Source organism: Janthinobacterium sp. GW458P (assembly GCF_002127585.1).
Lineage (GTDB): Bacteria > Pseudomonadota > Gammaproteobacteria > Burkholderiales > Burkholderiaceae_D > Janthinobacterium.
Genome location: NZ_NEGZ01000032.1, coordinates 64,190 through 79,619 on the forward strand (window position 1 = coordinate 64,190; position 15,430 = coordinate 79,619).

Annotated in this window: 17 protein-coding genes and 1 tRNA gene; 8 read left to right on the forward strand and 10 right to left on the reverse strand. The window is 61.6% G+C overall.

What is annotated here, in order from left to right:
• Positions 1–13: 13 nt before the first annotated feature.
• The 3 genes from CBW50_RS17825 to CBW50_RS17835 form a co-directional block, all read right to left on the reverse strand.
• Positions 14–943 carry a branched-chain amino acid ABC transporter permease gene (locus tag CBW50_RS17825; RefSeq protein ID WP_086146792.1) on the reverse strand — a complete coding sequence of 310 codons (930 nt, stop codon included), beginning with the start codon at positions 941–943 and terminating at the stop codon, positions 14–16.
• A 301-nt stretch (positions 944–1,244) separates the two neighbouring features.
• Positions 1,245–2,192 carry a 4-hydroxy-3-methylbut-2-enyl diphosphate reductase gene (gene ispH / locus CBW50_RS17830; protein WP_086146793.1) on the reverse strand — a complete coding sequence of 316 codons (948 nt, stop codon included), beginning with the start codon at positions 2,190–2,192 and terminating at the stop codon, positions 1,245–1,247.
• 13 nt (positions 2,193–2,205) lie between these two features.
• On the reverse strand, positions 2,206–2,661 hold the full coding sequence (locus CBW50_RS17835; RefSeq protein WP_086146794.1) for an FKBP-type peptidyl-prolyl cis-trans isomerase: 456 nt from the start codon (positions 2,659–2,661) through the stop codon (positions 2,206–2,208).
• A 120-nt stretch (positions 2,662–2,781) separates the two neighbouring features.
• Here CBW50_RS17835 and radC point away from each other — a divergent pair, with 120 nt between their 5' ends.
• The 3 genes from radC to rpmG all read left to right on the forward strand — a co-directional run bounded on the left by radC (position 2,782) and on the right by rpmG (position 4,129).
• Positions 2,782–3,456, forward strand: a complete 675-nt coding sequence (gene radC / locus CBW50_RS17840; RefSeq protein WP_086146795.1) for a DNA repair protein RadC — start codon at positions 2,782–2,784, stop codon at positions 3,454–3,456.
• Positions 3,457–3,702: 246 nt separating this feature from the next.
• Entirely contained in the window at positions 3,703–3,939 is a 237-nt protein-coding gene (gene rpmB / locus CBW50_RS17845; RefSeq protein ID WP_010400928.1) for a 50S ribosomal protein L28, read from the forward strand.
• A gap of 22 nt (positions 3,940–3,961) precedes the next feature.
• Positions 3,962–4,129: a 50S ribosomal protein L33 gene (gene rpmG, locus CBW50_RS17850; protein WP_010400929.1), complete on the forward strand. Its 168-nt coding sequence runs from the start codon at positions 3,962–3,964 to the stop codon at positions 4,127–4,129.
• Positions 4,130–4,269: 140 nt separating this feature from the next.
• Here the strand turns inward: rpmG and CBW50_RS17855 are convergent, their stop codons facing one another.
• The 5 genes from CBW50_RS17855 to CBW50_RS17875 form a co-directional block, all read right to left on the reverse strand.
• Positions 4,270–5,478 carry a fatty acid desaturase gene (locus tag CBW50_RS17855; RefSeq protein ID WP_086146796.1) on the reverse strand — a complete coding sequence of 403 codons (1,209 nt, stop codon included), beginning with the start codon at positions 5,476–5,478 and terminating at the stop codon, positions 4,270–4,272.
• Positions 5,479–5,611: 133 nt separating this feature from the next.
• Positions 5,612–6,970: a mechanosensitive ion channel family protein gene (locus CBW50_RS17860; protein ID WP_086146824.1), complete on the reverse strand. Its 1,359-nt coding sequence runs from the start codon at positions 6,968–6,970 to the stop codon at positions 5,612–5,614.
• Positions 6,971–7,095: 125 nt separating this feature from the next.
• Positions 7,096–8,415: an RsmB/NOP family class I SAM-dependent RNA methyltransferase gene (locus tag CBW50_RS17865; protein WP_086146797.1), complete on the reverse strand. Its 1,320-nt coding sequence runs from the start codon at positions 8,413–8,415 to the stop codon at positions 7,096–7,098.
• A 21-nt stretch (positions 8,416–8,436) separates the two neighbouring features.
• Positions 8,437–9,045: a phosphoribosylglycinamide formyltransferase gene (gene purN, locus CBW50_RS17870; protein ID WP_086146798.1), complete on the reverse strand. Its 609-nt coding sequence runs from the start codon at positions 9,043–9,045 to the stop codon at positions 8,437–8,439.
• A gap of 156 nt (positions 9,046–9,201) precedes the next feature.
• Positions 9,202–9,600, reverse strand: coding sequence for a barstar family protein (locus CBW50_RS17875; protein WP_086146799.1), 399 nt, complete (start codon positions 9,598–9,600; stop codon positions 9,202–9,204).
• Positions 9,601–10,001: 401 nt separating this feature from the next.
• On the opposite strand from CBW50_RS17875, the gene CBW50_RS17880 reads away from it, so the two are divergent.
• The 5 genes from CBW50_RS17880 to CBW50_RS17900 all read left to right on the forward strand — a co-directional run bounded on the left by CBW50_RS17880 (position 10,002) and on the right by CBW50_RS17900 (position 13,852).
• A complete protein-coding gene (locus tag CBW50_RS17880) occupies positions 10,002–10,514 on the forward strand; it encodes a glycine zipper 2TM domain-containing protein (protein WP_034747447.1) in 513 nt (170 codons plus the stop codon).
• A 97-nt stretch (positions 10,515–10,611) separates the two neighbouring features.
• A complete protein-coding gene (locus tag CBW50_RS17885) occupies positions 10,612–11,400 on the forward strand; it encodes a spermidine synthase (RefSeq protein WP_086146800.1) in 789 nt (262 codons plus the stop codon).
• Between the two features lie 47 nt (positions 11,401–11,447).
• Positions 11,448–13,205 (forward strand): GspE/PulE family protein, encoded by a 1,758-nt coding sequence (locus CBW50_RS17890; protein WP_086146801.1) that lies wholly within the window; start codon positions 11,448–11,450, stop codon positions 13,203–13,205.
• Between the two features lie 69 nt (positions 13,206–13,274).
• Positions 13,275–13,350, forward strand: a tRNA-Lys gene (locus CBW50_RS17895).
• A 103-nt stretch (positions 13,351–13,453) separates the two neighbouring features.
• On the forward strand, positions 13,454–13,852 hold the full coding sequence (locus tag CBW50_RS17900) for a hypothetical protein (protein ID WP_086146802.1): 399 nt from the start codon (positions 13,454–13,456) through the stop codon (positions 13,850–13,852).
• Between the two features lie 3 nt (positions 13,853–13,855).
• Here the strand turns inward: CBW50_RS17900 and CBW50_RS17905 are convergent, their stop codons facing one another.
• Together CBW50_RS17905 and CBW50_RS29785 are read right to left on the reverse strand one after the other, a co-directional pair.
• Entirely contained in the window at positions 13,856–14,359 is a 504-nt protein-coding gene (locus tag CBW50_RS17905) for a hypothetical protein (RefSeq protein WP_086146803.1), read from the reverse strand.
• A 3-nt stretch (positions 14,360–14,362) separates the two neighbouring features.
• Positions 14,363–15,409 carry a lysozyme inhibitor LprI family protein gene (locus CBW50_RS29785; protein WP_086146804.1) on the reverse strand — a complete coding sequence of 349 codons (1,047 nt, stop codon included), beginning with the start codon at positions 15,407–15,409 and terminating at the stop codon, positions 14,363–14,365.
• Between the last annotated feature and the right edge of the window lie 21 nt (positions 15,410–15,430).

Here is a 15,430-nt window from a genome sequence, read left to right on the forward strand (position 1 = left end):
TTGATGGGTGACGTCAGGCGCGGTCGGCCACGCGTTCGCCCATGATGCCGGACGGACGCAGGGTCAGCACGATGATCAGCACGACGAAGGCAAAGATATCCTGGTAGTGGCTGCCCAGGAAACCACCGGTGAAGTCGCCGATATAGCCGGCGCCCAGGCTTTCTATGATGCCCAGCAGGACGCCGCCCAGCATGGCGCCATAGATATTGCCGATGCCGCCCAGCACGGCGGCGCAGAAGGCTTTCAGGCCGGGAATGGCGCCCATCGAATATTGGATGGACGAATAGTTGGCGCCCCACATCACCCCCGCTACGGCCGCCAGCAGGGCGCCGATGGCAAACGTGGCGACGATGACCTTGTCGGAATCGACGCCCATGAGTCCGGCCACGCGGGGGTTTTCCGCCGTGGCCCGCATGGCGCGGCCCATGCGGGTTTTTTCCACCAGGACCACCAGCGCGCCCATCGACAGCGCGGCCAGGGCCAGCAGCAGCACTTGCGTTTGCGAAATGACGGCGCCGCCTATGTTGATGGGGTCGGTGGACAGCAGTTGCGGAAAGGGCAAGGGATTGCGCGTCCAGATCATCATGGCGAAAGTTTGCAGCAGGATGGAGACGCCGATGGCGGTAATCAGGGGAGCGAGGCGGGGGGCGTTGCGCAGGCGGCGGTAGGCGACCCGCTCGATGAGAATGTTGACCAGGATACAGACGGGAATGGCGCCGAGGATGGCGGTGGCCAGTTTCAAATAGCCGGGCCAGTCCGGCACGTAGATGCCCAGCAGCTTGAGGATGCTCAAGCCCACCATGGCGCCGATCATGAGCACATCGCCGTGGGCGAAGTTGATCAGGTTCAAGACGCCGTACACCATCGTGTAACCGAGGGCCACTAAGGCATACATGCTGCCCAGCACCAGGCCGTTGATGATTTGCTGGATGAATGTATCCATGGTCAGATTGCCCTATCAAATATGCATTTTTCGGGAACAACTTCCGCAGGAACTGCCATCGCTGATACAAAAACGGCACCGGAGGAAGAAATCCTGCAGTGCCATCCCTGGACCGTTCTCACCAGCATGGTGCACGCACTCAAAACGCGCGTGACCTTGCTTAGTCATAACGACAACATATTCAAGCTTGAGGCAATCATAACGATCTTTTGCAAAAACTAAACTTGGAATAAATCGATCATTTCCGAATTAAATTTTGTTTTGAGGTGACTCCTCATCGATACTCAATCGTCCCGCAGGCTCAGGCGACGTCGCGCTTGATGCCGTCGAGGCCTTTCGGCATCGGGAAAGTGACGGCTTCCTGCACGCCGTCGAGCGGTCGCACGCTCTTCACGCCGCACTCTTTCAAACGGTCGATGACGGCTTGCACCAGCACCTCGGGTGCCGAGGCGCCGGCCGTCACGCCCACGCGCAGCTTGCCTTCCAGCCAGGCGGGATCGATCTGCGACGCATTGTCGACCATATAGGCAGGCGTGCCCATCTTCTCGGCCACTTCGCGCAAGCGGTTCGAATTCGAGCTGTTCGGGCTGCCGACGACGATCACCACTTCCACCTGCGGCGCCATGAATTTCACGGCTTCCTGGCGGTTCGTGGTGGCGTAGCAAATGTCGCCTTTTTTCGGCTCGGAAATATTCGGATATTTCTGTTTCAGGGCCTCGATAATGTCGCGAGTGTCGTCAACTGACAACGTTGTTTGCGAAACATAGGCCAGGCTGTCCGGATTGGCGACCTGCAAGGCCGCCACGTCGTCGAGCGTTTCCACCAGATGCATGCCCATGTCGGCCTGGCCCATCGTGCCTTCCACCTCGGGATGGCCGTCGTGGCCGATCATGATGATCTCGCGGCCTTCGCGGCGCATCTTGCCCACTTCCATGTGCACCTTGGTGACCAGGGGGCAGGTGGCGTCAAAAATGCTCAGGCCGCGCGCTTCCGCTTCGGCGCGCACGGCTTTCGACACGCCATGCGCGGAAAACACGAGCGTATTGCCAGATGGAACGTCATCAAGGTCGTCGATGAAGATGGCGCCCTTGTTGCGCAAATCGGCCACCACATAGGCGTTATGGACGATTTCATGGCGCACATAGATGGGTGCGCCAAATTGCTGCAAGGCGCGCTCGACGATTTCGATCGCCCGGTCGACGCCAGCGCAGAAACCGCGGGGCTGGGCCAGTAACAGTTCTTTTTCCATCGCCATTCCTTCTTTACAGGACCGAAATGAGCCGGACTTCAAAGCGCAGCGGCTGGCCGGCCAGCGGATGATTGAAGTCGAACAGGGCCGAATCGTCGCGCATTTCGCGCAGCACGCCGGCAAAGCGGCCGCCGCCCGGCGCGGCGAAGTCGACCAGGTCGCCGATCTTGTAGTCGGCGCCCGGCACGGAGTTTTCGTCCAGGGTGGCGCGCGAGACCGATTGCACCAGCTCGGGATTGCGCTCGCCAAAGCCTTCGCCGGCGGCCAGCTCGAACGTCTCGTGCGTGCCTTCTGGCAAGCCCAGCAGGCGCTGCTCGAGGAATGGCGCCAGCTGGCCCTGTCCCAGCATCAAGGTGGCAGGATTTCCGCCAAAGGTAGTGACAATATCAGTACCGTCCACCGTGGCAAGACGATAATGCAGGGTGAGGTAAGCCGCTTCGGTGACGACTGCTGGTTGCTCGTTGGACATAGTAGTTTTCAGGTAACTGGTGCAAAACGATATTGTAAGCCACACTGGCCGCGCCTGCCCCATGGCTTCGTCAAAGAAGGCCACACCGGGGCGCACGCCGGTGCCAAACAGGAGAACAGCATGGGCATCAAGGATTGGCCGGCCAGCGAACGGCCGCGCGAACGCCTGATCGAGGATGGCGCGCACACGCTGTCGGACGCGGAATTGCTGGCCGTCTTCCTGCGCACGGGCGTGCGCGGCAAGAGCGCCGTGGAACTGGCGCGCGACACGGTCGAGCACTTCGGCTCCCTGCGGGGCCTGTTTGGCGCCAGCCTCGTGAGCTTTTCCGCCGTGCACGGCATGGGCAGCGCCAAGTTTGCCCAGTTGCAAGCGGTGATGGAACTGGCGCGGCGCGCCATCATCGAGGACTTGCAGGCGGGGCAAGCCCTCAATTCGCCGCACGCCGTGAAAGACTACCTGCGCCTGACCCTGGGCCACCTGGCCCACGAAGCATTTCATGTGTTGTTTTTGGACGTCAGGAACCGCCTGATCACCACCCGCGAAATGTTTCGCGGCACCCTCACCCACACCAGCGTGTACCCGCGCGAAGTGGTAAAACAGGCGCTGCAGCACAACGCGGCCAGCGTCATGCTGGCCCACAACCACCCGTCCGGCACGCCGGAACCGAGCGAAGCGGATTTATTGCTGACGCGCGCGCTGATGCAGGCCTTGTCGCTGGTGGACGTGCGCATCCTCGACCATTTCATCGTGGCCGGACGGCACGTGCATTCGTTCGCGGAACACGGCCAGATCTAGGCCGGCTCCTGCGCCACCGCAGTTAACCATGTGTAAACAAGGACATACGTCACAACGCCAGGCGACTTATCTAGCAGTAAACACACTGGTTTACCAGCGGCTGTCCCGTAAAAACACCTGAAAATCAAATTGTTAAATTTACTCACAACAACAAGACACAATTGTTTTTCGCAAGTCATTGATAAATCGGCTTATTTTGGATATACTCTCGTTTTTCCAATTTGGAATATCTTTAAGGAGTGCGCCATGGCACGTGTTTGCCAAGTCACTGGGAAGAAGCCGATGGTCGGCAACAATGTTTCCCATGCAAACAACAAAACCAAACGTCGTTTTTTGCCTAACTTGCAGAATCGTCGTATTTTTGTTGAATCTGAAAACCGCTGGGTCTCCCTGCGTTTGTCCAACGCCGGTCTGCGCGTCATCGATAAAGTCGGCATCGACGCCGTATTGGTCGATATGCGCGCTCGTGGCGAAAAAGTCTAATTAGCAGAATAAGGGAGCTATCATGGCAAAATCAGGCCGCGACAAAATCAAGTTAGAATCGACCGCCGGTACGGGTCACTTCTACACGACCACCAAAAACAAGCGTACGACGCCTGCGAAAATGGAGATCATGAAATTCGATCCTAAAGCACGCAAGCACGTAACGTACAAAGAAACCAAGATCAAGTAATTGATACTGTGTTCTGTAAAAAGAGCCGCTCCGATGAGCGGTTTTTTTTCGCCCTGATTTTTACGCCCCCTCCCCGTCAATGTGCCAGATCAAAAAAAAGGCCCTGGAATCCAGGGCCTTGATATGGCGCAACAGTCTAGTTATGCATAGCTGCGCAGGCGCAAGGAGAAATCCTGCAGCGACTGGATGCCTGACGCCTCGGCGCGCGCGCACCAGTCTTGCAGTTTCTGCAGCAATTGCTCGCGCGTAAAGTGCGAGCGCTCCCAGATGGCGCCCAGCTCCACGCGCATGTGGTGCATGGTTTCCAGTGCCTTGCTGTGCTGGAACAATTCCGACAGCTGCTCGTGGTGCGCGTCGGCCAGCTTGGCCGGTTCGCGCTGCATCAGCTTGCGCGATGATTTCAGGAAACGCTTTTCCAGTTCCGCCTTGTGCTTCAGGTGTTCCAGCTCTTCCTTCCAGGCATGCTTGATCGATTTCGCATACTTGGCCATCACGTCATAGCGGTTGGCGATGACGGACTGCAAGGTCTCGAAGTCCGCTTCCAGCTTGCCGTGGGAAAACTTCGGCGCCGGCGCCAGCTTTTTCACCTTGGCCAGGCCCAGCATTTCCAAGGCGCGGATATACGCCCAGCCGATATCGATTTCATACCATTTCGACGACAGCTTGGCCGATGTCGCATACGTGTGGTGGTTGTTATGCAACTCTTCGCCGCCGATCAGAATGCCGAACGGAATGATGTTGGTGGCCGCGTCGGCGCAGTCGTAGTTGCGGTAGCCCCAGTAATGGCCGATGCCGTTGATGATGCCGGCCGCCGTGATGGGGATCCACATCATTTGCACGGCCCACACGGAAATGCCGATCACGCCGAACAGGATGAAATTGATGACGAACAAGGACACCACGCCCAGCCAGCTGTATTTCGTGTACAGGTTGCGCTCGATCCAGTCCGTCGGCGTGCCGTGGCCGTACTTGGCCATGGTTTCCAGGTTCTTCGATTCGGCACGGTAGAGCTCGGCGCCTTCCCAGAAGACTTTCTTGATGCCGCGCGTCACGGGGCTGTGCGGATCTTCTTCCGTATCGCACTTGGCGTGATGCTTGCGATGGATGGCCGCCCATTCCTTGGTGACCTGGCCCGTCGTCAGCCACAGCCAGAAACGGAAGAAATGGCTGGGAATCGCATGCAATTCCAGCGCGCGGTGGGCCTGGTGGCGGTGCAGGTAAATCGTCACGCTGGCAATCGTGATATGCGTGACCACCATGGTGTACAGGAACACTTGCCATGCGGACAGATCAGTAATGCCAGTTGCCATGAACTGCAATACGTCGTGTAAAACGGAACTCAATGTCATTACTACTACTCCAAGTGGACAGGGCGTGCGCACGGTCGCTCCAGTGACTCTGGAGGTCCGGCAGAGTTAATTTTAGGCGTGATTGTACGCCCTAATGGGTGCTATCAGGCAAAAACGGCGGCAGGCAGCGAGGTCAAGGCTGGGTGCCGGAAGGCGCGGACTCACCGTCTGCAGCGCCGGCGAGCGGGGCAGGAGGCGTGGCAATAATACGCAATTCGCGTTGCGGAAACGGTACAGTGACCTTATGTTCCTGCAAGGTGCGCCAGATGGCGCGGTTCACATTCGACTTCACGCCGCCCGTGCCGTTTTCCGGGTCCGCGATCCAGAAACCGATCTGCAGATCCAGGCCGTCGGCGCCGAAACGCACGAGGGTGGCCGATGGCGGATTGCTTTGCGATACACGCGGCACACTGGCCGCAGCCGCTTCCAGCAAGGGGAAGATGACATCAAGGTCCGTTTCATACCCCACCGACACGGCCGTCGACAGCCACACCATGCGGTTGCTTAGCGACATGTTCTGCACGCCGCCGGAAATCAGCATTTCATTCGGCACGATGGATTCAACGCCATCGCCGCCCAATAACACAGTATAGCGCGTATTGATCTGCGTCACCTTGCCCGTAAATTGGCCGACGGTGATCATGTCGCCGATGGTCAGGCTGCGGTCGAGCAGGATGATGAAGCCGGACACGAAGTTGGCGGCGATCTTTTGCAGGCCGAAACCGAGCGCCACGCCGAAGGCGCCGCCGAATACGGACAGCACCGTCAGGTCGATGCCCACCAGCGACAGGCTGACCAGCACGGAAACGAGGATCAGCACGGCGCGGCCCATGCGCGACAGCACCACGCGCAAGGAGGTGTGCAAGCCCTGCATTTTCATCAGGCGCTCGTCGAGCGAGGTGCCGGCCCACATGGCCAGCACCAGCAGCACGGCCACGGAAATAGCGGCTTGCAAGATGGCAGCCACGGACACCTTGTTGCGGCCCAGCGGCACGATGATGCCTTCGAGGAAGGCATGCAAATCCGGCCACAGGCCCGTGATATACAGGGCCATGCCGGCCCACACGACCACCGTGAAAATCTTTTCCAGCAACAACATCGTGGGGCTGATGGTGCCGTGGCGGGTAAAAATACGCCGCAACACATAAAAGCCGAAGCGCACCAGCGCCATCGAGGTGCACAGGGGAGTGGCGATACTGAGCAGGTTGACTGACTGGAACTTCGCCAGGAAGTGCTGCGCAATGCCCAGCAGCATGGCCGCCAGCACGGGCGTCAGAATGCGGATGAAACTGTCCGTGCGCTGCAGGGTTTCCGGCGCTGCCGGCGTGGCCGCCGCTTCCGCCCGCTTGTGCAGGAATTCGCGCAACTGCCGCACCAGCAGCCAGCTCAGGGCCAGGCAGGCGATGATCGCCAGCGCCTGCCACAAAATGGCCGGTTGACGGAAATCGTCGACAAAGTCGGTGATCAGGTTGAGCAGCGGAGTTTCATTCATGGCGGATGGGGTCTGGAAGATGATGCGGGGAAACAAACGGGCGCGGCGCCCACAGCCAGCGCCAGACGGGCCGGCGCAGGAGAGTGGCCGCCGCTGCGAAGCTGCAGCGGCGGCCCGTGAGCAGCTTATTCGGCTTGCTCAGCGTCAACGTCGTCGGCCGGTTTTTCATCGGCGTAGACTTTTTTCGGCATGACCTTGCGTTCGAACACGGCGGCGAAGAAGCCGTCGGTCTGGTGCAGGTGCGGCAGCAATTTCAGGTAGTCGCCCATTTCCAGCTCGATCTTCTGCTCGGCCAGCACCTTGCTCATCGGCACCAGCGTGAAGTCGGGGTTGGCAGCCAGGAATTGCTCGGCGATCTGGTCGTTTTCTTCGTTCAGGAAGCTGCAGGTGGCGTACACCAGGCGGCCGCCGCCCTTGACCAGGCGCGCCGCGCCGGCCAGGATGGCCGCCTGCTTGGCTTGCAGTTCGACGATGGAGTTCGGCTGCTGGCGCCATTTGACGTCCGGATTGCGGCGCAGGGTGCCCAGGCCGCTGCATGGCGCGTCGACCAGCACGCGGTCGATCTTGCCGGCCAGGCGCTTGATCTTGGCGTCGCGCTCATGCGCGATCTGCACCGGATGCACGTTCGACAGGCCGCTGCGGGCCATGCGCGGCTTGAGCTTGGCCAGGCGCTTTTCCGACACGTCAAACGCGTACAAGCGGCCCGTGTTGCGCATCAGCGCGCCCAGTGCCAGGGTCTTGCCGCCCGCGCCGGCGCAGAAGTCGACCACCATCTCGCCGCGCTTGGCGCCGACGATCTGCGACAGGATCTGGCTGCCTTCATCCTGCACTTCGATGGCGCCGCTCTGGAACAGGGGCAGGTTTTGCAGCGACGGCTTCTTGATCACGCGCAAACCCAGCGGTGCAAACGGCGTCGGCGTGCTGAGGATCGGCGCTTCGGCCAGGGCCAGCATCACGTCGTCGCGCGTGGCCTTGAGCGAGTTGACGCGCAGGTCCAGCGGCGCCGGTGCGTTCAGCGCATCGGCCAGCAGCATGGTTTCCGCTTCGCCGAACTGGGCGATCAGCTTGTCGAACAGCCATTTCGGCATGTTGGCGCGCATATTCGCCGGCATCAGGCTGCGGTCAATCTGCTTGATGCGCTCCAGCCATTCCACTTCTTCTTCCGTCAGGCCGCCCAGCGAGTCGGCGCCCACGGCTTCGGCCAGGCCGAGGATGGTCAGGCGGCGCATGGTGGGGCCATTGCCCGCTTCGGCGAAATCCGTGAAGAACGATTTGTTGCGCAGGACGGCATAAATGCCTTCGGCGATGGCGCCGCGTTCGCGCGAACCGAGGCGCGGATGGTCGCGGAAATAGCGCGACAGGGTGGTGTCGGCCGGGGCCGTGAAACGTAAAATTTCGCGCAATACTTCTTCAGCATTGGCAAGTATCGCTGGTGGCAATCTCATTGTTATTCTTCCTGTAATATTTTATTGAGGGTCCACGCGGACCTGGCCATGCTCGACCGACAGTTTATCGTCAATGAACAGGCGGATGGCGCGCGGGTAAAGCAGATGTTCCTGTACCAGCACGCGCGCCGATAAGCTGTCTTCTGTGTCGCCCGGCAAGACGGGGACTGTCGCGCTCGCCACGGCCGGGCCATGGTCAAGTTCGGCAGTCACGAAATGCACGGTCGCGCCGTGTTCCGTCACTCCCGCCTCGAGCGCCTGGCGGTGCGTCGCCATGCCCGGGAACAGCGGCAGCAGCGACGGGTGGATATTGAGCATGCGCCCCGCATAGTGCTCGACGAAGGGCGGCGTCAGGATGCGCATGAAACCGGCCAGCACGATCAGGTCGGGGGCAAAGCCGTCGATCACGGCTTGCAGCGCCGCATCGAACTGTTCGCGGCTGGCATAATCCTTGTTGGCAACGACTGCCGTCGCTATCCCGTGTTCCGCGGCAAACACCAGCCCCTGGGCGTCCGCCCGGTTACTGATGACGGCGGCAATACGGGCTGGCCATTGCTCGGCTTGCGCCGCGCGCACGACCGCTTCCATGTTGCTGCCGCGTCCGGAAATGAGGATAACGATATTTTTCATAGCGCGCATTGTACCCGCTATGGCTAGGCGAATCTAGAAAGGCCGGTATTATTGTTGCGGCGCAACATATCCGCCGGGCCGCCGCCGCTGCCCGCTTGCTGCTCCCGGTAGCGGCATGGCAGGCCGGCCGGAGGCCGCCATGACAAGAGTAAGCGCTTACTCGAATGAATAGAAGACGCGGAACGGGACTTTCTTCTCGGCCCAGTAGTCGGCCGCGTCGCGGAACACGTCGAGCAGGATCTCGCGTGCTTCCTTGTCGAATTTTTGCGTATTTGGCAATTGCTCGAGCACGACCAGGAAACCCGTCTGCGGACCCGCCTTGAACATGGTATCCGTCAGGCACAGGCGCAGGGCATCGAAATTCTTCGCCAGATTTTTCGGAAACAGGAATGCTTCTGCGATAATGCCGATGACTTGTTGTTTGGTCTGCCCAGCGTTGCAATGCGCATATAAAAAGTGCTGCCCGAGACGAATCGCCTCGTCTTGTAATTCGGTCACGCGAAAGGCACGGATGGACTGGACAAGGTTGGGCGGCACGGTTAGTAACAAACTCATTTTTCCCTCAAATCGACCTGTTATGTATGGATTTTTTCTAGCTGCTCGTCTTATTGCATCCCCGCACGCGGGTCAATGCGCACGCGGTGATTCGATCTGTATCAACTTTTATGCGATTCAGTGCGATTTTGTATAAGCCATACGCGTATTAGGGTAACGTGTTGTCTTGCATGAATCAACCCGAATATGATGTCAAACGCAAGATTTGTTACAAACCGCCGGTTTCAAGCCATTTCAACATCTTGTATCGATTGAAAGTGCATGTTACAGACTGCGGGGCAAGGGACTCGGGCTGTTACATTTTGTTGCCATGCGAACGACAACCGGTCGGCGAGTCGGATTACTATAGGCTCAAGTTGTAAAAAATACCCTGAAAGATTCTCTAGATAACGAGGTTACAAATGAACTTGCAAGCCAAATTGATGATGTCAGCCCTTTGTATCGGTGCATTGCCACTCGCCCAGGCCGCCGACTTTGAAGATTTCGGCAAGGTCGTGCGCGTCGTGCCGCAAGTGGAGCAGATCAATCGTCCACGCCAGGAATGCCGTACGGAATACGTGCAAGTGCAGGCGCCGCCCCAGCAGCGCAGCGCGGGCGGCTCCATCGTCGGCGGCATCGCCGGCGCCCTGCTCGGAAGCCAGGTCGGCGGCGGCAATGGCCGCACGGCCGCCGCGGCCGCCGGCGCGATTGCCGGCGCCGTCGTGGGCGACCGTGTCGACAACCAGAACAACTACCAGGGCGGCGTGCAGGAACAAGCCGTCAAGCAGTGCCGCCAGGTCGACCACTGGGAAAGCCGCAACAATGGCTATCAGGTCACCTACGACTACCGCGGCCGCAACTACACGAGCATCATGTCCTATGATCCGGGCGAACGCATCCGCCTGCGCGTCTCGATCGAGCCAGCTCAGCAGTAAGCGCCGCAACCGGCCCATACCATGCCAGCCCCAGCGGCTGGCATTTTTTATGGCGCCCCGGCACGGGCTATAATGCGGCACACTTTCAGGCCGCCTTATGCTTATCAAACGAAAATCCATCGAACAAGTCGAATCCTCGCGCCCCGCGCGCAAGCCCCGCTACGCGCCTGTCACCCTGTCGGAAATGGATGGCGTGCGCTATCTGCATTTCGGCACGGAATGGGTGCAGGGCGCCATGCGCATCCGCAAGCCGGACTGGCCGGAGCTCGAATACGCGCAGCAGATGATGGCGTGGATGCTGTGGATCGAGCAACCGCAGCGCATCGCCCAGCTGGGCCTGGGCACGGCCGCGCTGACCAAGTTCTGCTACCGCCAGTTCCCGCAGGCACAGGTCGAGGCCATCGAACTGAACCCGGCCGTCATCACCATCTGCGCCTCGATGTTCAAGCTGCCGCCCAATGACGAGCGCCTGCGCGTGCGTGAAATGGACGCGCTCGACTATGTCAACGACGACGCCAACCACGGCACCCTGGACGCCCTGCAGGTGGACCTGTACGACGCCACGGCGCGCGGTCCCGTGCTCGACAGCGCGGACTTCTACGCCGCCTGCTGCGCCTGCCTGGCGCCGCACGGCATCATGACGGTGAACCTGTTTGGCGACCACCCCAGCTACGCAAAGAACATCAAGGCGATGAAGTTTGCGTTTGAACAGGTGATCTGCCTGCCGGAAGTCCATGATGGGAACGTGGTGGCGATCGCCTTCAAGACGAAAGTGACGCTCGATGCCGAAGCGCAAGCGGCCCTGCTCGAGCGCGCCAAGCAGATCGTCGCCGAGACCAAGCTGCCCGCCAGGACCTGGGTCAAGGGCATCGTCAGCACCCTGTAACCGCCGGCACTCCCAGGCAAGGCCGGCAGCCCTGAAAGGCGCCGGCCATGCCCGCATCCCTCCCCCCTGCGCCCGACACGCCGCTGGAACTGCCGCAACTGCTGGCCTGGCTGCAGGAAGACGGCTTGCTTGATGCAACGCAAGCGGCCGCCATCAGCGCCCAGGCCGCCCTGCAGCGGGCGCCGGCCCTGCATCCGCTGTGCCACGTCGCCCACGATGCGCTCACGCTCGACACCCTGTGCGCCTGGCTGGCGCGGCGGGCAAGCTTGCCGTATCTGCGCATCGATCCCCTGCACATCGACTTCAGCCAGGTGGCCGACGTCATGACGGCCGGCTATGCAGCCCGCTTCAACATCCTGCCCGTCGAATGCACGCTTGACCGCATCGTCATCGCCACGGCCCAGCCCTACGCGCTCGCCTGGCAGGCGCAGCTGGGCACCCTGGCGCCACGCAAGCTGCACCTGGCCATCGCCAACCCGTTGCACATCGCCGACGCCATTGCGCAGTTTTTCAGCCTGGCCAGCTCCGTCAAGGTGGCCAGGCAAGCGTCCACGCAAGACCTGGCGCTGCGCCAGAATGTGGAACAGCTGGTGGAACTGGGGCGCAACAAGACCAGCCTGGACGCCAACGACCAGCACGTGGTGCGCATCGTCGACTGGCTGTGGCAATACGCGTTTGCCCAGCGCGCATCCGACATCCACCTGGAGCCGAAGCGCGAGGCCGGCCTCGTGCGCCTGCGCATCGACGGCGTGCTGCACCAGGCTTACCAGGTGCCGCCCGTGGTCTTGCTGGCCATGACGGCGCGCATCAAGTTGCTCGGACGCATGGACGTCGTGGAAAAGCGCCGTCCGCAGGATGGCCGCATCAAGACGCGCAATGCGCAGGGACAGGAAATCGAGCTGCGCCTGTCGACCCTGCCCACGGCCTTCGGCGAAAAGCTCGTCATGCGCATCTTCGACCCCGACATCGCCATCAAGAACCTGCTCGACCTGGGTTTCCCGCCGGCGGACGCCCAGCGCTGGCGGCAGCTGACGGCGCGCACCCACGGCATCGTGCTGGTGACGGGCCCTACCGGCTCGGGCAAGACCACCACCCTGTACAGCACCCTGAAGGCGCTGGCCAGCAGCGAAGTCAATGTGTGCACGGTGGAAGACCCCATCGAGATGGTCGAGCCGGCCTTCAACCAGATGCAGGTGCAGACCCAGGCCGGCATCGAGCTGTCGTTTGCCGATGGCGTGCGGGCGCTGATGCGGCAAGACCCCGACATCATCATGGTGGGCGAAATCCGCGACCTGGCCACGGCCGAGATGGCCATCCAGGCGGCGCTGACGGGCCATCTCGTGCTCTCGACCCTGCACACCAACGATGCGCCGTCGGCCGTCATGCGCCTGCTGGAGCTGGGGGTGCCCGCCTACCTGCTCGAAGCGAGCCTGGCCGGCGTACTGGCGCAGCGGCTGCTGCGCTGCCTGTGCCCCGACTGCAAGCAGCCGGGCGCGGCGCCGACGCAAGCGCAATGGCAGGGCCTGGCGGCCGGCCAGCTGGCGCGGCCGGAAACGGCCTGGCGGCCCGCCGGCTGCGCCCTGTGCCGGCAAAGCGGCTACCGGGGCCGCGCCGGCATTTACGAACTGCTCTGCGTGACGCAGGCATTCAGCCAGCTGATCAAGTCCGGCGCCGACATCCACGCGCTGCGGCGCCAGAGCCTCCTCGACGGCATGACGCCGCTGCGCATCGCCGGCGCGCGCAAGATCGCCGACGGCACGACCAGCATCGACGAAGTGCTGAGGCTCACGGCAGCCCTGCATTGACGCAGTTCACACTTTCTCGCAGGAATACTTTGCATTCCTTTTCAACTGATATATAATGCGGCCTCTTTCGGGTCGTTAGCTCAGCTGGTAGAGCAGCGGACTTTTAATCCGTTGGTCGCAGGTTCGAATCCCGCACGGCCTACCACGAATGCGCAGTACCAAAAAGCCCCTCCCCACGGAGGGGCTTTTTGCATTTCCGGCCCCGCGGTTATACTGGCGCTTCGTCTTGCCAGCCCTGAAAGAACCGCATGAAACTTGCCGCCGCCCTCCTCCTGGCCACCGCCTGCCTGTCCGCCCGGGCGCAAGCGCCCATCGTGCTCGACGGCCAGTACAGCCTGCGCACGGACGAGATGAGCCTGGAAATCATCGGCAACCGCGTCTGCTTCGCGCCCGACAAGGCGCAATGGGGCCGTTTGCCCCGGCCGGCGGCTTCGCACGATGCGTGGTTCTGCTTTTCCAACGACGGCCAGGCGCGCCGCCTGCTGCGCGTGCCCGCGCGCCAGGCCGATAATTGCGGCTGGCAGGCGCGTGCGCGCATCGTCATTGACACGTATCAAGCGTACACGGAACAGGGCGACGGCAACGACATGGCACGCCTGGCGTCCGTGGTGAAAGTGGCGCAGCCGAACGCCATCGCCTGCGAATAAGCGCTAGTCGAGTTCGTATTCCCGCAGGTAGCGGGCAAACAGGTCGCCGTCGGCCAGCGGACACGCAAACCCCGCGCCCCAGTCGGCCAGCAGCAACTGCTCCTTCAAGGGCAGCAGCAACAGTTCCGGCATGCCGTCGCTGCACCACAGGTCGCACACGATGCCCTTGTCGTCCAGGCCGGCAAACAGGGTCTCCGTCTTGTCGCCGCCAAAGGCCAGCACGTTCTTGCATTCCACGCGGTAACTGCCGTAGCCCGTGTAGACGGCGCCATACGGCGGCAAGGCATCGGCCAGCGCCAGCCGCAGCCGGTCGGCCGTCATGCCCAGCGCGGACAGTGGCGACGGCGGCGCCTTGATGACGTACATGTCGGTCCAGCCGGCGCCGCTGCGGTGCGCATCGGCAAACGCCTGCTGCTCGCCCATCTGCGTCACACAGTGCTGCAAATTATCCAGCGGCAACAGTTCGATCATGCAGAAATCGTCTTCGTGGTAATAGGCTTCGCGCATGCGTCAATTCTCCAGTAAATCTTGCAATTGCGCATTGCGCCGCGCCGTCAGCAGGCCGGCCCACGTCTCGCTCGTCACGGATGGATAGCGCACGGCGCCAAGATTCATCCAGGCATCGCGGTAGGCGAGCCACAGGCGCTGGGTGGCGCGGATGCCATCCTTGTCCACGGCGCCCGCATAGGTGGATGCGGGCTTTTTCATCAGCTTGCCGTAGATGGCGTTGAGTTCCTTGTCCAGCGCCGCCGCCTGCGCCATCGACAGGGCCGGCGGCAGCTTGCCCGCTTCGTACTGGCGCAAATCCTGCGCCAGCAGGTCCAGCTCGGCCGTGCGGGCGGCGATGCTCATGGCGGCCCGCGCCGTGCCGCTCAGGTCCGTTTCATGGGCCGCGCGCGCGTCGGCAAACTTGCTTGCCGCCGCCTGCAGTTTTTGCAGCGACGCTTGCGCCACGGCAGGCCAGCCATCGCTGAGTTTACCGCTTGCCTGCGCGCGCACGCGCTGCTTTTGCCGCGCATCGATGGCGCTGCATACGCCCATCATATAGCCGCTGGTGATGTCGTCGCACAAGTCCATCATGCCGCGCCCGCTGGCATTGATCTGCTGCAAATGTGCTATGCGGCCCTGCATCTCGGCCGGCGCCGCGTCGATGCTGCACGCATACTTGAGCGCCAGCAATGGGTCCTTCTGCACGCCCTGCCCGTTCTGGTACAACATCATCAGCACGGCGCTGTTCTGCGTGGCCATGGCGCAATGACGCACGGGACGCCAGTCGGCCGGCTTGGGCGAGGACATACTCTTGGTATCGTAATACAGGTCTGTCGCCTGGCACTGCTGCAAGGCGGCCACGGCGGACGGCGCCGGCAGGTCGGCCGGCGGCGGCGCCGCATCCTTGACCTTCAGGCAGCCCGCATACCAGGCCGTGCTTTCCGCGTGGCCCACGCCCATGGCGCTGGTGTTCGGGTAAGGAGCTGCCGCGGCGGCAAAGCCATGACCGGCAAGCAACACACCTGCGCCCAGCAATGCCGTTTTCAATAAGGGTAGACAATTTTTCATGTTCTATCAGCGCCAGCGTGA

Coding starts and splice junctions, on each gene's coding strand:
- CBW50_RS17825 (WP_086146792.1), bottom strand. CDS start 943: ATGGATACATTCATCCAGCAAATCATCAACGGCCTGGTGCTGGGCAGC.
- ispH (WP_086146793.1), bottom strand. CDS start 2,192: ATGGAAAAAGAACTGTTACTGGCCCAGCCCCGCGGTTTCTGCGCTGGC.
- CBW50_RS17835 (WP_086146794.1), bottom strand. CDS start 2,661: ATGTCCAACGAGCAACCAGCAGTCGTCACCGAAGCGGCTTACCTCACC.
- radC (WP_086146795.1), top strand. CDS start 2,782: ATGGGCATCAAGGATTGGCCGGCCAGCGAACGGCCGCGCGAACGCCTG.
- rpmB (WP_010400928.1), top strand. CDS start 3,703: ATGGCACGTGTTTGCCAAGTCACTGGGAAGAAGCCGATGGTCGGCAAC.
- rpmG (WP_010400929.1), top strand. CDS start 3,962: ATGGCAAAATCAGGCCGCGACAAAATCAAGTTAGAATCGACCGCCGGT.
- CBW50_RS17855 (WP_086146796.1), bottom strand. CDS start 5,478: ATGACATTGAGTTCCGTTTTACACGACGTATTGCAGTTCATGGCAACT.
- CBW50_RS17860 (WP_086146824.1), bottom strand. CDS start 6,970: ATGAATGAAACTCCGCTGCTCAACCTGATCACCGACTTTGTCGACGAT.
- CBW50_RS17865 (WP_086146797.1), bottom strand. CDS start 8,415: ATGAGATTGCCACCAGCGATACTTGCCAATGCTGAAGAAGTATTGCGC.
- purN (WP_086146798.1), bottom strand. CDS start 9,045: ATGAAAAATATCGTTATCCTCATTTCCGGACGCGGCAGCAACATGGAA.
- CBW50_RS17875 (WP_086146799.1), bottom strand. CDS start 9,600: ATGAGTTTGTTACTAACCGTGCCGCCCAACCTTGTCCAGTCCATCCGT.
- CBW50_RS17880 (WP_034747447.1), top strand. CDS start 10,002: ATGAACTTGCAAGCCAAATTGATGATGTCAGCCCTTTGTATCGGTGCA.
- CBW50_RS17885 (WP_086146800.1), top strand. CDS start 10,612: ATGCTTATCAAACGAAAATCCATCGAACAAGTCGAATCCTCGCGCCCC.
- CBW50_RS17890 (WP_086146801.1), top strand. CDS start 11,448: ATGCCCGCATCCCTCCCCCCTGCGCCCGACACGCCGCTGGAACTGCCG.
- CBW50_RS17900 (WP_086146802.1), top strand. CDS start 13,454: ATGAAACTTGCCGCCGCCCTCCTCCTGGCCACCGCCTGCCTGTCCGCC.
- CBW50_RS17905 (WP_086146803.1), bottom strand. CDS start 14,359: ATGCGCGAAGCCTATTACCACGAAGACGATTTCTGCATGATCGAACTG.
- CBW50_RS29785 (WP_086146804.1), bottom strand. CDS start 15,409: ATGAAAAATTGTCTACCCTTATTGAAAACGGCATTGCTGGGCGCAGGT.